General features: G+C 51.3%; 9 protein-coding genes. 4 read left to right on the top strand and 5 right to left on the bottom strand.

All coding sequences use genetic code 11. The features are described from left to right. The first annotated feature begins 8 nt into the window (after window positions 1-8). Window positions 9-686, top strand: a complete 678-nt coding sequence (locus SH287x_RS16505) for an HD domain-containing protein (protein WP_479515483.1) — start codon at window positions 9-11, stop codon at window positions 684-686. A gap of 886 nt (window positions 687-1,572) precedes the next feature. On the opposite strand, the gene SH287x_RS16500 is transcribed toward SH287x_RS16505, so the two are convergent. The 4 genes from SH287x_RS16500 to SH287x_RS16485 form a co-directional block, all read right to left on the bottom strand. Continuing rightward, a complete protein-coding gene (locus SH287x_RS16500; protein WP_479515482.1) occupies window positions 1,573-1,893 on the bottom strand; it encodes a hypothetical protein in 321 nt (106 codons plus the stop codon). A 285-nt stretch (window positions 1,894-2,178) separates the two neighbouring features. Then, on the bottom strand, window positions 2,179-3,906 hold the full coding sequence (locus SH287x_RS16495; protein ID WP_479515481.1) for a hypothetical protein: 1,728 nt from the start codon (window positions 3,904-3,906) through the stop codon (window positions 2,179-2,181). Between the two features lie 768 nt (window positions 3,907-4,674). Then, complete coding sequence (locus SH287x_RS16490; RefSeq protein WP_479515480.1) at window positions 4,675-5,700, bottom strand: DUF1559 domain-containing protein; 1,026 nt, start codon at window positions 5,698-5,700, stop codon at window positions 4,675-4,677. Window positions 5,701-6,296: 596 nt separating this feature from the next. Further along, the gene (locus tag SH287x_RS16485; protein ID WP_479515479.1) at window positions 6,297-7,337 is read right to left on the bottom strand and encodes a DUF1559 family PulG-like putative transporter; all 1,041 of its coding nucleotides are present in this window, start codon (window positions 7,335-7,337) and stop codon (window positions 6,297-6,299) included. A gap of 604 nt (window positions 7,338-7,941) precedes the next feature. On the opposite strand from SH287x_RS16485, the gene SH287x_RS16480 reads away from it, so the two are divergent. After that, entirely contained in the window at window positions 7,942-8,916 is a 975-nt protein-coding gene (locus SH287x_RS16480; protein WP_479515478.1) for a helix-turn-helix domain-containing protein, read from the top strand. Window positions 8,917-9,368: 452 nt separating this feature from the next. Here the strand turns inward: SH287x_RS16480 and SH287x_RS16475 are convergent, their stop codons facing one another. After that, complete coding sequence (locus SH287x_RS16475; protein ID WP_479515477.1) at window positions 9,369-12,275, bottom strand: tetratricopeptide repeat protein; 2,907 nt, start codon at window positions 12,273-12,275, stop codon at window positions 9,369-9,371. A 476-nt stretch (window positions 12,276-12,751) separates the two neighbouring features. On the opposite strand from SH287x_RS16475, the gene SH287x_RS16470 reads away from it, so the two are divergent. Together SH287x_RS16470 and SH287x_RS16465 are read left to right on the top strand one after the other, a co-directional pair. After that, window positions 12,752-14,386 (top strand): arylsulfatase, encoded by a 1,635-nt coding sequence (locus SH287x_RS16470; protein ID WP_479518718.1) that lies wholly within the window; start codon window positions 12,752-12,754, stop codon window positions 14,384-14,386. 173 nt (window positions 14,387-14,559) lie between these two features. Next, window positions 14,560-15,624, top strand: coding sequence for a hypothetical protein (locus SH287x_RS16465; RefSeq protein WP_479515476.1), 1,065 nt, complete (start codon window positions 14,560-14,562; stop codon window positions 15,622-15,624). Window positions 15,625-15,687: the final 63 nt, after the last annotated feature.

Below are 15,687 nucleotides of genomic sequence, written 5' to 3'. Positions count from 1 at the left end.
GAGCGGTGATGAATCAGGGCTTGAGTGGCGCGCAGCAGCGTGTGATTGATGATATTGCAAAACGGGCTGAGCAGGCTTTATCACATGATGCCAGTGGTCATGATTGGTGGCACATCCAGCGAGTCAGGCATGTGGCATTGCGCCTGGCGGAGCGGGAAGGGGCTGATGCGTTTATTGTCGAGTTAGCCGCCCTGTTGCATGATGTTGGTGACTGGAAATCTCAGGCCGATCGGGAAGACGTGGGAGGACGTATTGCCAGGGAATGGCTCACGCCATTAAACGTCGAGAGTGAGATCATTCAGCACGTCGCCGACATCATTGAGGGATTATCGTACAAGGGGGCGGGCGTTGTCACAGAGATGCCCACGCTGGAAGGAAAGTGTGTGCAGGACGCGGACCGATTGGATGCGATTGGTGCCATTGGGATTGGCCGGGCCTTTGCCTTTGGGGGATCTCGAGGCCGCGCCATGCACGATCCTCAGCGAGAAGCTGTTCTGCATCAATCGTTCGATGAATATAAGCAGAAGAGTGGTGCCACGCTGCACCATTTCACGGAAAAACTGTTGCTTTTGAAAGACCGTATGCAAACGCCCAGCGGCCGCCAATGGGCCGAACGCCGGCATCAGTTGACCCAGGAGTTCTACGATCGCTTCCTCGCCGAATGGGATTCGGTCGATATGGTTTGAGATTCTGTGGGAAGTGTTCAGCAGGGTGTAGGAAGCGAGGCGCCATGCATCGATTCAGTTGTATGACTATTTATAGATAAACGCTGGGTGGCACAGGTTGCCCGTCTGCGGGCTACCTGTGTGCCAGAGGCAAAAGAGGTTTGTATCTGCCGGGTCACGTGGCACTTTGAAAACCACTTGTGAAACCTCTTGTGGCGTTGCCACCCCGGTAGAAATCGGAATTTCAACCGGGGCTACCCTGCTGTGTTGGTGCATTCCGTCGGAACTTCATGCACCCTACATCACTACTACATTGCCATGCACCGCTGGGTGGCACAGGTTGCCCGTCTGCGGGCTACCTGTGTGCCAGAGGCAAAAGAGGTTTGTATCTGCCGGGTCACGTGGCACTTTGAAAACCACTTGTGAAAACCTCTTTTGGCGTTGCCACCCCGGTAGAAATCGGAATTTCAACCGGGGCTACCCTGCTTTTCCCCGCGCCCACATTTCATGGGTAAGTCCAAACCGTAGATCGTCTGTGTTGGTGCATTCCGTCGGAACTTCATGCACCCTACATGACTACTAAATTGCCATGCACCGCTGGGTGGCACAGGTTGCCCGTTTGCGGGCTACCTGTGTGCCAGAGGCAAAAGAGGTTTGTATCTGCCGGGTCACGTGGCACTTTGAAAACCACTGGTGAAAAGCTCTTGTGGCGTTGCCACCCCGGTAGAAATCGGAATTTCAACCGGGGCTACCCTGCTCCTCAGCCTGGTGAGCGGAGAATGAGCCAATCTTGATTTCACGCGGGATCACTTTTCGGGAGGAGCAAAGAAAAAGCCGGCCACCATCTCTGGCAGCCGGCTTAGGGTTAATTGGGTGAAGTTTCTGGGTCACACTTATTATGATGAAACTAGACTCCAACACCTAGCCATGATAGCGGCGTGAAAACAATCACTGCTGCCGTCACAACCCAAGTAAACAGAATCAACCACAACTGACGGTAAGCGCAAGCTACAATTGTTGAGCCGATGCTCATCGCCATGCTTCCCCCAACAATTGCCAATACTAATCCATCTGTTGTCTGCCAGGAGTTCGCCAGATAGGCAATCAGAAAAGTAGCGACAATAATCGAGGAATGTGTGAGTCCCATGATAAGGGGTGTTGCTGAAAACGCAGGCACTTCTAAGTTATGTCTATTCACAAAAAACTTGCTGTTGATTCTGTTTGCCATTTTCAGTGCCTCTGCTTATAACCGCCAGCATCTTGCCATCTGCTCTGCTGCACAAGCAGCTATGGTGTTAAGCATGGCACTACATAGGTCGCTGGGTGGCACAGGTTGCCCGTCTGCGGGCTACCTGTGTGCCAGAGGCAAAAGAGGTTTGTATCTGCCGGGTCACGTGGCACTTTGAAAACCACTTGTGAAACCTCTTGTGGCGTTGCCACCCCGGTAGAAATCGGAATTTCAACCGGGGCTACCCTGCTAAACGACCCAGGGGCATGAAATCAGGGCATTAAATTATGTGCCTGCCGCTGGTTCTACAGGTGTCTTGGTGAGGAATGTTGATTCTAATTCCACAATGCGGCGAAGGCCTTCCTGTTTCTTTTCATCGGCCAGCGTCTTTAGGTTTTCCGCCAGAGCCAATGTTTCCAGCCAGTATTTCAGTCGCTCAAGCTTCACGACTTGAAGCTCTTTCTGATCGACCTCAGCCGACAAGCCTTTAATCTCTTCGAGCTTCTTTTTCATCTCGGGGTAGCGTTTGTGGTTCAAAATTTCGCTGCGAACGACGTCGGCTTCTTCTGTGATCAATCGGGCCGTTTCAGGATGCCAGGGGCTGGCGATGAACGGCCAGCGCTTTCGCACGCTGCCGGAGATCTCCCGCTTGATACTGGTGACTGCTGTTCGATGAGTACGAACTTCCGTTTCTAATCGCTGCTTTTCCTCGCGTTTGCTGCGAATGGCCTGATCAACATCCTTGGCCCGGTCAGTCCCTTTCAGATCAAATCGCTCGCTAAGCCCTTCCACCACAGCCCGTTCAATCGGACTGGCACTTGCGAGCAGATCAGCGACGGGAGAATTAGCCGTCAGGAGGCCGTCCTGACCTTTTGTTCGCGAGACGTTGCGAAGATAGATATCAGTGGTGCGCACGGGGATATCAATCGTGTCGGCATTCAGGACGGTGTAGGCGTGAGCTTCCAGGAATGATGTCTGTCCGTCTCGATTGTAATCCGGGCATGTCACCGGTTGCCCGGTGCGGGATTCACCACACAACGCTTCAAAGAAATAAGACGAATACTCACGGTAGTCCGCCTCATTGACGTTCGGCGTACAACCGGCGGCAACACGGTCTGGCACGGTCGAAAAGAACCCGCAACGCGGATGTTCTGCCAGCCCATTCGCGGGGTTTCCTCCCTTGAAGACGAAATTGCCAAAGCCACCGCTATAGCACTGCACCATGACGGCAAAGACCGGGACATCTTTGGGAAGCTGATCCAGCTTTTCTGTCCACTCAGTGACAGACAGATCCGTGCTGTTCCACAGGTGCATAATGTTATTCGCAAAAGCCGGTGGCCGATTGCCTTTCCCGCTTTCTGGCGGACGAGTGCTGGATTCCACGTTCTGTGGCCGATCGGCACTGGCGGGAGCATTCTCGGCCAGCCCACTGGAAGAACTTTTCGCGTCGCCAGAAGGGGCTTCCAGCGGCGTTGGCTCACGTCGGGAATCACTGGCAGGCGGACGTGACCCGCCCGGCCCGCGAGAGCTTCCTGCCTGTGGTCCTTCGCCACGAGCGCGGCCGCCATGGCCGGTAAAGTAGACAATCAGGCGATCACCATTGGCCAGTTGAGCACCAAATTTCTTGAACGTTTCTTCAATCGTCGCCGGAGTGGCGGAGCCATCCACAATCGGGAGCAGGCTGGTTCGATAATCGAAGTTGATTCCATTGGCAGGCCCGATGATATCAGCCAGCAGGACACGCAAGTCTTCGGGGTTTCGCTGGGCATCGAACTGCAAATCCTGCTGTTCGGCTCCCCCATCAGAAAACAGAATTTTCTGGGGAAGATCTTTCAGGTGCAGGCGATCCAGCACGCGCTGAAAATAGTGAACGTTGTTCTCGAGCGAGATCTGATTGCTCTCTGGTCTGGGGCCACCACCAATGGTGAAGATGTGATCGTTCGACCACACCTGGCTGGCACAGCCCAGGAAGACACATGATGTGAGGCACCAGGAGACACAATGTCGGAGCATGGGACGTTTTCCAATGAACAATAATCAGAGGCATGCTGTCATGGTTTGAAGTTAATAAAGTCTCGAGAAGAACTTTCTGCCAAGCAGAAATCCTCTTCGTTTCACTTTTTCAGGTGCCACGGTGCGCGCGCAGATGCCTCTGAAAAGTTAACCACAAAGTGGCCCAATTGCTTCGCACAAAATTCAAAAATAATTGCTCGGTGTACACGCGGCCTGTTTGCGGGCGAGTCAAACTTTGACTCCTCCGGTGCGTCCCATGTCCGGCTAGGCACGATCCCTCCGTGATCATCCCGCGTGACGTGTGAGCTGACATTGAAAAGATCACGGAGAGATCCACTCTGTCATTGCGTCGGTGAGAGACGATCCGAGAATGCTGAAATCCTTCTCCGTTTGAGGGAGAAGGGTCGCTGGCCGGACAAGGGGGAGGATGTCGCTCTCGATGAGAGGTTGTCTATTGCTATGAGACACGGAGGGTTAATCGGCCTTCACTTCGGTTCTCTTCCGTCAGCGGGAGAGAGAGTATTCCCGGACAGATTCTTACCCCTCAATCAGGAGAGACGTTTCCGACTCTCTCACCTGCACATCCTCGGGATGAGGTTCAGCTTCTACCGGCTGAAAAAGCCACCAACTCCCCAGCCATAATACAAAGACTACCCCCAATATGACATATATAGGCTTCGGACTGGAGAAGAGTTGGTTTTCCATTTTGTGATAACCGAGTCGATTTTAAGAAGTTCGCAAACAATGGGAAAAAGAAAGACATGGGGATCAGTATTCGCCAGTGAGTTCGCCGTCGTTGATCCCCGCCAGGGAGTAACGGATCACGTTCTGACTGACGTAGATATTAAATGGCCGGGCGGATCCGTCGGCCATGGCGAACATGCAGATCCCCACGTGTGGACTGGAGAAACGTAAACCGAGATCAGCTCCAAACCCGGTAAAAAATCTGTTGGCGATCGTGCCGGTGTGCATCGACTGGCAATTAGAGCCCATCCATGGCAGGGCCTGAGCAAGAACTCCGTTTGCGGTCTGGTTTCCGATCACCTCACCGAAGAGGAGTGTGTTGGAAGTTCCATCGGAGATCTCGCCAAGTCTGGTCTTGCTGCGTCGATAAAAGGCTCCATGATACTTGTCAACATCTTCACGTCCGGTCACTCCCCCCCAACCCGCGACTCCCACGTAGTTGGTCCGGCCAACATTACTGTTAGGCACCCCGCCAACCGTCGCGGCAGCTAAAATTCCGCTAGTGGTCAAATTGCCGTTGCCAGCAACATATGTGATGATCGATGAATACACACTGGTGGATTCATAGGGACTCGGAGAGTTCGAGGGGCAGATCAGCATGGGGAGACGGGTCAGGCAGGCTTTGCTGGTCGTGGCTTCCGTGGTCCAGAGCGTCTGGGTCGTAGCAGCGACATCAACGTTGAGCTGATTCTTGTTGATTGTGTTGTAAACCGGAGCCTGCTCGAAATAGGGGAGCAAATGAACCAAAGGACCAACGCGAGATCCGCTGACTGCGAACCCTGTTAACGTGGTGATAATCCCCGAGGATGTCGCACTGGCGGCGTTGTAACCCGGCGGCAAATGGCCGTGGGTGCTTTCAAAATTATGCGCCGCCAACGCGATCTGCTTGAGATTGTTCAGGCACTGTGTTCGGCGGGCCGCTTCGCGGGCTTGTTGCACAGCTGGCAATAATAGCGAGATCAGCATGGCGATGATCGCGATCACCACCAGTAACTCAACGAGAGTGAAGCCTGCGCGAAACCTGCGATCATTCCTCACGGAAAAAAACATAGAACCTCTCCTGGTAGAACGTGAAAATGACTCGCACCCTGAAGAACATCCCAGACAGATGTTTGGCCAGTGGATACGAGAGAACAGAAAAGACGACTTAATGGAGAGCGCGTTGAACAGTGTTGCGTGGTTTATTGTCTCTTGACAACCCGAGACTTCATCGTTTGTTGACAAATTCTTTAGGCGACAGTCGGAAGTACGGCCCGCCCTGTAAAAACTGACACTTATGTTCATGCGAACATAATTCTGCAGCGATTCTGCGTGCTTGAGAAGAGCGGCATTTTTTTGACATACCCGGATCTCCAGTTAGATAGGGATAATATCATCAGAGAGAGGCCGCCCATCTTCAGTGGTACGCGGTTGTTGCGCTTGAGGGTTTGGCTCATTGTCCGATTTTGAGAAGACCCACCAACTGCCCAACCAAAGAATCAGTGTAACCGCAAATACAAGGTAAAGCGGCTTAACTCCCAAATTGAAATCGCTCTCCATATTTAAACATATCCATAAATGAAATGATTGATTCGATTAGTAAAAAGACAGATATTTATTATGTTGAATGATGTATTCATGGTGTTGCTCTCATAGATACACGTATTTTAGTATTCACTAACCACATCTGAGTCAGACATTCCTGCTAATGATTGACGCAGAATGGCCTGGTTCATATTCACGCTGAATGGCCGCACTGAACCGTCGGCCATGGCAAACATCACAACTCCAGTATGGGGACTGGAAAAACGGTAAAGAAGCATCGTTGATTCGTTTGAAGCAACTCGATTGGCAACCAGTCCCATCCCGGTGATTTGGCAATTGGTTCCCATCCAGGCCAAGGTGTGAAGGTAGCGACCATCATTTCGTAAATCGCCAATGATCTCGCCAAATAGCAATGTATTTGATGTTCCGTCAGTAATTTCACCAATCTTTGTTTTAGTTCGACGCGAAAAGATGCCTTTGTATTTATTAAGGGTCGAGGATTCTACATTTCCTGCCCAGCCTGCCACTCCGACGTAATTTGTACGACCGAGATCGCGATAAAACTTGCCACCCAATGAATTGGTGACACCCATGCCATAGGCGTTGAAGGTCGCATTGTTCGCTGTTGCTTGATGGTAAATAATCGCCCAGTAAACATTCCCTGTGCTGTCATATGGAGAAGGGGCTGTTGATGGGCAGATAAGTAGAGGCAGACGCGTGAAAGCGGCACTACGAGTTGTGGCTTCGTTATGCCAGAATGATTGCGTCGTCAGGTCGGCATCGGGATTGATTTGATTCTTGTTAATCGTATTGTAAACCATGCCTTGGTCGAAGTACGGAAGCATATGGGGGAACGGCCCGGACTGAGAACCAGCGAGGTTAGCGCCAGTAATTGTGGGAGGAAAATGCCCGCCGGGCGTAGTCTTGTCCATGGAATTGAAACCCGGCGGGAGATGGCCGTAGGTGTTCTCGAAATTATGCGCCGCCAATGCGATCTGCTTGAGATTATTCTGGCATTGTGTTCGCCTTGCTGCCTCGCGGGCTTGCTGGACTGCTGGCAGTAGCAGCGAGATCAGCATGGCGATAATGGCAATGACGACCAGTAACTCAACGAGGGTAAAACCCGTGCGGAACTTGCGATCGTTCCTCAAGAAATGACGCATAAAAGCAGCCCCTGTTTATGAGTGAGGACTTCTCGAACTCTGGCAGAAGTTCCGAAGAACGTTTGCCAATCGTTGCGAGAGAACAGAAATCACTACTTGACGAGGAGCGCGTAGCCTGTGTTACAGTGCGCGTGAACTGTTGACAATCTGAGGTTTCACAAATTGTTGGCGGTTTCTTAAGAATGACGGTGGCAACTACGCCGCTCCTTGTAAAAACAGCTTCTGACCTGCCCCGATGACTCAATGCACCTCATTTCCTTAAGCCCGCTGCACTGCAGGAAGATGAGATGAGGCCCCACCTGATCCTTTTCTCACAAGTGACTTAACCGTGAAGTCGCCTGTGAGTTGGTTTGCTGAAATCCCATTGGAAATCGAACGATGTTTTCATTGAGAATTAATGGCTTCGAGACGATGATTTCTGGAAACAATTAAAATACTCACTGAATGAGTGTTATATTGTTGGCGAGATCATCTGCAATATTTAAATTTGTAAAATGACTTCAATTGTCAGAAATTGTGTCCACAATTCCCCTTTTCATCATAAAAATGACTTCGTGCTCTGCCATTTCCCCAATGGTGATCACGTTTTGATGAGGGGGAAGGGATGTCGGTGGCACAATTGCCAATCACAGGGCCAAACATGGATCACGATTCTCGCGGCAACACGCCGGCCGATCATTCGCCGTTTGCCTCGCATTTTCTTTCGAGGTATGTCCAGCCCTCTGTTTCGGACAGTGATTGCAGTAACGTGGAGTATCACTTTTCTGCGCGAAGGTCTCTGGCGCTTTACCAAAGCTCACGTCATGTTGCGACGCCGACAACGCCCAAGCCCGACTATATGCTGCGTCTGCATATGAATAAGACGCCCGCCTTGCATGAAGTCAACTATGGTGAGGGATGGACTCAGCGCCAGCCGGATTCTTTTTTATTGGCACCGCCCAATGTGGAAGTCTCTCGTATCCGGGGGAATGTCCATAATCATTTTACGAACCTGATTCTGGTTTTTCCGGAAATCGAATTGCGGCAGATCGCCGGTGAAATTCTGGAAACGGAGGGAGAGCATCTCCGGCGCCCTCCTTCCAAAGAATTGCAGGATCCGTTCATTCCCGGACTGATGAGACAGCTCTGGAGTTCCGTCAACGCCACCTCACCCGCTGACTCCATTCTTGTCGAAGGGACGTTTATTTCTTTAGTGGGGCGATTGCTCCTGATGGGCGAGAAAAAGCGGCTCGCTTTCCCCAAGTATGAAAGCAGTGCCGCGTTGATCACCGACAAAGCCCTCCGCTTTATGCGTGATCAATTAAGTCAAAAAATCACGCTGACCGAAATCGCGGCGGCGGCGGGTGTCAGCCGATCGTACCTGACGCAGGTCTTCTCGCAGGCCACTGGCAAAAGCGTTCATGCCCAGCTGATTGAATTGCGGGTTGAGCGTGCCAAGCAATTAATTACCCAATACGGCAAGAACATGACGTTCGATGAAATCGCCTCTCACTGTGGATTCTGGGACGGGACGCATCTCACGCGAATCTTTGTCAAACATGTCGGTGTGACACCGCAGGTCTTTCGGACAAAAACGTAAGGCCCGCGTTATACGAATCGCAACTTGAATAATCGCGTTGATGATTGCAAAAACATGCTTGCCCAAAGCTGTTGTCTTTTATGCGTAACTTTTTCGCCACCTGAACCGCACCATGAAATTGACATGGTTGGCCCAGGTTGCTTTGCAACCTGGGCGGCAGTGCCGTAGGAGGTTGTCTCCTGAAGGTGTTAATGAAACAAAGGGGTTATGTCGAAATTCCGGAGAAGTATGAATCATCCAGGCTAGCGCGAGGCAGAACGTTTCTTGTTTGACCGAGTACGGCCTCGCCAGGTTGACTCAAACTGCGACCTCTCACCGGCTTTGCCGGCCCAGGTTGCAAAGCAACCTGGGCTACCCGCTGTGGATTCGGAGATGTGTGTAATAGACAGCTCAGAGCCGTGAGCTTGGCACACAGATCGCTATTTCAAATTGGAATGCGTATCAGATACCTGTCATTTCGACTTGGAAGGCAATCGATAGGGTTTGCCGGATTTGATGGCGCTCAGAACATCTTGCGCCAGTTTTTTCTCATCGTCTGACTTGGCCAGTGTGACGGCTTCCTCCGCAGCCTTCAGGGCCGGTTCCGGTTTGCCTATCTGCATTTCGACAGCTGCGGTGGTGAGTGCGACCCGAAACTTGTTCTCCTTGCAGAACTTTTCATCCATTTTGATGAACCTCATCCAGAGGCTAGCATCTGACCCTTGCTGCTTCTCCTCATCTTTGGTCACCGCCAGCAACCAGGCCAGTTCGAGATTCTCGCTGTGTTCTCTGGCCTTGTCCGATGCCATGCGATCTTTTCGAAAGTGCTTGGCCGCCAATTCATACTCGTGCAGATTCAGATAACACTTCGCAAGCATGTAGTCCAAAGACATGACATCAAACTGGCGATCATCCAATGACTTGAGATAAGGCAAAGCCTCTTCCCATTCCTCTGCTTCGAACAGTAATTGGCCCATCGCGTTCATGTGGAACGGAGATTCCGGCATTTCCTTGAGCGCCAGAAGATGGTATTCGCGTTCCTCCTGTTTATTCATCTTCTTTGGCGGTGGGTCGATGGTTAAACGTCGGATCCGGACGTTACGAAGCTTCATGACCGCGGTCGATCCCCCGCCTTGGAGATTTCCAAAATGGAGATGATCATTGACCGGCAATTCGTAGTTCAGATCGGAATGGATCACACGATTCCAGGCAATGAATTGCAGGGCGCCGGGCCATTGGCGGATGGAAAGTGGCACAAAGCCCCTGCTGTTCCAGCGATGCTTAGGACGGTGGAATGAGGATGAGAGATCTCCTCTGATTCGCTTGTGGTATTGTTCGACAGAGACAGTGTCGCCATCCGTCCCTGAAGAGATCAACTGGGGTGACTTCGATCGGGTCCACATGTTGCTGCCCACCACAATCCCCGTATAGGCACCACCGTCCAGTGGGTTTCCCGCCCAGATTTCGGCTTCCACAACGAAAGGAGGGCGGAACCTTGCGGTTGGCTGAATGATCGTATTTTTCTTCTTGGAGGAACTGCGGAGTACGACTGTGTGATCGCCTTCCATATTCACGGATTCCGCCATGACGATCCAGCCGTGAAGTGCGTCGTCGAACGTCAGTTGAACCCATTCCCCAGCCGTATAGGTGCTCAATTGGTCAAGAACTTTTTCCGATTCCTTGAAATAGAATTCTGATGACGGGTTGGGATCTTTCTTTCTGATGGCGGCCAATTCCTGCTTCCATTCGTCAATCTCCTCTGAAGTGGGAGACGAGTCCTGCGACATAAAAACGGCGGCATGAAAATTGGCGACATCCTGAGCCGCAGGGCCGCTCAAAGCACTTGAAAGCCCATATGCCTGCCAATAATTAACACCGTTCGTTGGACTCCAGTGATTGAGGCCGCGGCTTTCCAGCAATTCAAAACACTCCTTTGCCTTTGCGAAATCAGCCGCCTCCATATGCACAGACGCGATGATGCAAAGATGAGGGAGGTAATCTTCAATGCGTGCTTTCCCAGAAGATAACACTGGTTTCAGGGCATCGAGACTGGCGTCTGCCAGTTCTTTGGCTTCAGGCATTTCCCCCAGATGTCCCCCAGGAGGAACATCTACTTGAAGTCGCCACAGGGCGTTTATTCCCAGCATCGGGATTTTTGTATCCCAGCGTTCAGTGGCCAGACATTGCCTGGCGAAATTCACCATCCCCTGGTGAGATCCACCCCAGCGAGGCAACTGTGATTGCAGATAGGAGGTATAAACATTGGGATAATCACAGCGAATGCGGATCGTCTCCATCAGCCACTGCTCTTTGCTCCAACCGGTATCGATGGCCATGAACGTCATTTCCATGAGTTCCCAGGCTGGTCGGGGGAATTCCGGATGGAGATACCACGCGCGGAGATGGTGCATCGCGGCTCGATTCATGAAGTAGTCGAGCTTTTGAAAACCCTCTTCGGTGACCGTGTTTGCATAGCCGTTGCCGCGATGGAACCAGGCCACACTCCGATAGAATCCGCCGGCGATGACGTGCAGGATCCAGGGGTCAACTTTCTGACGCGACAGGCAAGTCTCATAGAATTCGCACTGCTGTTCGAGAGGAAGTGCTTGAGGTTGCAGGATGTTGCGGGTGAAGCCCAGCAAGGCTTCCTGATTAAGCCTGTCATGATCCTTGATGAGATAATCAGCCGCCGAAGCAAACGCTTTATCACGACTCACCTTGGGGTCACTATTGCCGACAATGAGGACCCTGCGGGCGTTGAAATGCCAGGCATTCGCGATGAAGACGAATATTGCAGGCACATCTTTCGCTGCTTCCAAGCTCTTCTGGATATGCAGTGTCTGATCGTGCCTTTCATGTGTTGTCAGTTCTCCACGAAGTTGCTTGGCACGAGTGAAGAATAACTTAATCAAAGGATCCTGCTGGCGGGATTCCAGGAGCTTCCGACCTGTTTCATAGTCAGCATCGGAAATTCTGTCCCCTTCCAGATCCATTTCTGCGTAGAGGCATTGCATTAAGAACTGACGCATCTCGGCCTGGTTCTTCTTGATCGCCAGCGACGATTTGAGATATTCATCGACCACCTGCTCACGATAGGCAACGTTCTTCAGTGCATGTTGTTGCATGGTCACTGCGTCGGGCGTGACGGAGACCAGATGATCGGGATCGACCTGGGGAGCCTGCTTCTCCATCCGTTCTTCAATGGCTTTCGTATCAGCCTTGATGCCGTCGGTGAGAGACTTCTCCAATTCCTCGAAGCGTTTTGCGACCTCGGGAGGAAAAGGATCGACCTTGTCCTTTTGCTGAGCCAGCGCAACGTTCGATCCGATCAGCAGCATCGAAATAGAAAGGCCTGAAGCCAGCAGTCGTGGAAGACTCATGGTCAGCACTCACTCATGCAGTAGGAGATGTGATTACTTCTACCCCGCGACACGGACAGTCAGCGAAAAGAACCAGTGACAACTGCGAGGTTGTCCAGAACATACAGAAGTCGACTTGCGCAATGCAATATGCCACCTGTCAATTCCTGCGTACGGCATCGACCTTCGGAATTCAGCCGGAATCCCGTCGAGACGTGTGGCTTTCACAGCATCACAGGCCACACCCTCCATCCCGGAACCAATCCTGTGATTCCGAAGGGATGACCGGTTTCTGTGAATCTTTCCCAAAGTTCTGTCATTTTCTCTTGGAATGGTTGTGACCAAGGCCGGAAACTACCCTTCCTGTGTTCGGTAACTGCCGCAACGTTGATCGCTATCTCACAAGAGGAGACATCATGCCCATGAACAGAGATCTAAGGAAAAAACTGACAAAGAAGCCCTTTCGTCGGGTGGCGCGACTTGTCGGCTGCCTTGCCATGGTGATGTCGATCCTTGGTCACTCAGCCAATATCGAAGCCGTGGCACAGGAGAATGCTGGACAATCTGCGAAGAAGCCGAACATCGTTGTCATCATGGGTGATGATATCGGCTGGTTCAATATCGGAGCCTATCATCAAGGGATGATGTCGGGCAAAACTCCGAACCTCGATAAGCTCGCTTCGCAAGGAATGCGGTTCACTGATTATTATGCCGAGGCCAGTTGTACTGCGGGTCGTGCCGCGTTCATTACAGGGCAAATCCCCCTCCGTACCGGTCTGACGACAGTGGGTCAGGCGGGCGCTGATGTCGGCATGCCAGACAAGTCATCTACAATAGCAGCCGCTCTGAAAACTCAAGGCTATGCGACGGGTCAATTTGGTAAAAACCATCTGGGTGATCTCAATAAGTATCTCCCCACTCTCCACGGGTTTGATGAATTTCACGGCTATCTCTATCACCTCGATGCGATGTCGGATCCCTATTGGTTTTCGTATCCTAAAGACCCTGCCTTTCGTGCGAAATACGGCCCTCGCAACGTGCTGCACACCTGGGCAACTGACGTCGATGACCCCACAGTCATGCCACGCTGGGGAAAAGTCGGGAAGCAGAAGATCGTTGATGATGGCCCCCTGCCGCCGCACCCGGTGGAAGGGGTTAAATACAACATGGAGACCGTCGACGACGTCTTCCTGGAATCCGATTTTGCCTTTATGGATAAGGCCAAAAAAGAAGGCAAGCCTTTCTTCGTCTGGCACAACACGACGCGCATGCATATCTGGACGAATCTCTCCGAAAAGTATAAGTCCATGATGAATAGCGACACCAATTACAATCTCTATGAAGCAGGGATGGCTCAGCTTGACGACATTGTCGGTACGATCATGAAAAAGATCGAAGACATGGGAGAGGCCGACAACACCATTCTGATCTTTACGACAGATAATGGGGCGGAAGTCTTCACTTGGCCGGATGGTGGCAATACGCCGTTTAAGGGAACCAAAGGGATGGTGACGGAAGGTGGCTTCCGTGCTCCGTGCCTTGTCCGTTGGCCGGGAAAGATCAAGGCCGGCAGCATTCAGAACGAGATTTTCGGTTCCCAGGACTGGTTCCCAACGCTTCTCGCTGCTGCCGGTGATCCGAATGTCACCGACAAGTTGCTCAAGGGAGTCCAGATGGGTGATAAGTTCTATAAGAACCATCTTGATGGATACAACCAGTTGGCTCTACTTCAGGGAAAAGGCCCGTCGGCGCGTAGCGAGATTTTCTACTTTGAAGGCCCGCAGTTGGGTGCGATCCGTATCAACGAAATGAAGTTCACGTTCTATACACAGCCCACGGGTTGGGCAGGCCCGAAGTCGGTTACATCGATGCCTACAATGGTGAATCTCCGCCAGGATCCTTTTGAGCGTTATGTCATGGGAGCAGGTGAAACGACAGCCAACGGTGCCTTCGGTTACGGCAACGATTTCGCCGCCCGGGAGTTCTGGCGTTTCGTGCGGGTTCAGGAAAAAGTAGGTGCGTTGGCCATGACCGCCATTGATTATCCACCAATGCAATCCCCCGCTTCATTCAATCTGGAAGCGATTAAGAAACAGGTGGAAGAGATGATCAACAAAAGCCGCGGTCGGTAAGTTGCCACCCAGGTAGACTGAGTACAGTCAACCTGGGCTACCCCGCGGTTTATGCAAATGATATCCCGTGCCCCGGTCACTCGCCAACTGGGCAAGATTGCCGTTGTTGTCCTTGTTACTGCTGGGTTTGTTTGCCAGGCAGTTAATGAGAAATAATCGTTAGGAGTAATTTCATGATGAGGCTTATTGGAACGACAGTGTTTCTCATGTATTCTTCTGCCTCAACAATCATTTTTGGGGCGGATGTGGATCCATTCCGTCAGCTTGTTGATACAGTAGCCAAAATCCATAGCATCCACATAAAAGTTGAGAACACTGCGTCTTTTAATGGAGGGAAAGCTGAAACGACGACTATTTGCGAAGCATGGCGCAGCAGCATTTTTCAACGTAGCATTACACAAACTTTAAATCGGTTGAATGCCGATGGTGCTTTTGTTGCGGTTCCCTTGCGTAGTCAGTATCTGCAGTTTGAGTTTTCTGATAAGGAAAGTCGCAACATAAATGGGTGGAATCCATCCTTTGGGACGCATCCCACCCTCACTCTTAACCCCAGCGATGAGACAATGATGTCTATGAATGGGTCACTTGCATTTCGTGATCCTCTTGGCCCCACAACACATATATGGCAGATGGTTTTGTTAGAACCGATTTATGGTCTAACTTGGGAGGATTTTGCCAAGCAGGCAACACTTATTGAAACTGATGATGTTCAGCGGCCAATTTATCGATATCGTGTTGATCGTTGCGAGAGGGAGGTTTTGAATGGCGCTTTGTTAGATTTAGATGCTAGCCATGGCTTTATGGTATCACGCATGGAGCTTAAGTCTGGCGTGGAAACAAAAGTTGTGGAGTTTATGGAATTTGCGGGAGGGGTGTGGTTGCCTGCAAAAATAGAGCGCAAGGCTGGCCCGATCCAGGGCACGACTCGTATCGTAGAATGCAGCGTTAACGAAGAGATCGCCCCTGATGATCTGAAGATTCCGTTTCCTCGGAATATGCGTGTCGACGAGCCAGAGAAATCGTTGGTACACATCTGGGGTGATAGAAAGCCAGATAAATCATTCTCATCAGCTCAAGAGTATTTTGCATTTGTAGAGAATGCTGCCCGTGAGGCTAAAGTCAGGGTAAATCTATTGCAACCAAAGAAGCATTCATATTTTTACTTACTATTCTGGATTAGCGCATGCATCTTGGGGTTGATTGCTCTCTTGTTTGTAGTAAGGAAGCGTTTACATTGACAATAGAATTTCTCAGGGTGGCGCAGGTTGCTCGTTTTCGGACGTCCTGTATGCTGGAAGCAC

It is taken from the genome of Planctopirus sp. SH287, from assembly GCF_056500625.1.
This window is presented reverse-complemented; position numbering and strand designations above follow the sequence as displayed.

What these genes read in the sequence shown, in the direction of transcription:
- SH287x_RS16480 (WP_479515478.1), top strand. Translation starts at nt 7,942, where the DNA reads ATGTCGGTGGCACAATTGCCAATCACAGGGCCAAACATGGATCACGAT.
- SH287x_RS16500 (WP_479515482.1), bottom strand. Translation starts at nt 1,893, where the DNA reads ATGGCAAACAGAATCAACAGCAAGTTTTTTGTGAATAGACATAACTTA.
- SH287x_RS16470 (WP_479518718.1), top strand. Translation starts at nt 12,752, where the DNA reads ATGGTGATGTCGATCCTTGGTCACTCAGCCAATATCGAAGCCGTGGCA.
- SH287x_RS16465 (WP_479515476.1), top strand. Translation starts at nt 14,560, where the DNA reads ATGATGAGGCTTATTGGAACGACAGTGTTTCTCATGTATTCTTCTGCC.
- SH287x_RS16475 (WP_479515477.1), bottom strand. Translation starts at nt 12,275, where the DNA reads ATGAGTCTTCCACGACTGCTGGCTTCAGGCCTTTCTATTTCGATGCTG.
- SH287x_RS16490 (WP_479515480.1), bottom strand. Translation starts at nt 5,700, where the DNA reads ATGTTTTTTTCCGTGAGGAATGATCGCAGGTTTCGCGCAGGCTTCACT.
- SH287x_RS16485 (WP_479515479.1), bottom strand. Translation starts at nt 7,337, where the DNA reads ATGCGTCATTTCTTGAGGAACGATCGCAAGTTCCGCACGGGTTTTACC.
- SH287x_RS16505 (WP_479515483.1), top strand. Translation starts at nt 9, where the DNA reads ATGAATCAGGGCTTGAGTGGCGCGCAGCAGCGTGTGATTGATGATATT.
- SH287x_RS16495 (WP_479515481.1), bottom strand. Translation starts at nt 3,906, where the DNA reads ATGCTCCGACATTGTGTCTCCTGGTGCCTCACATCATGTGTCTTCCTG.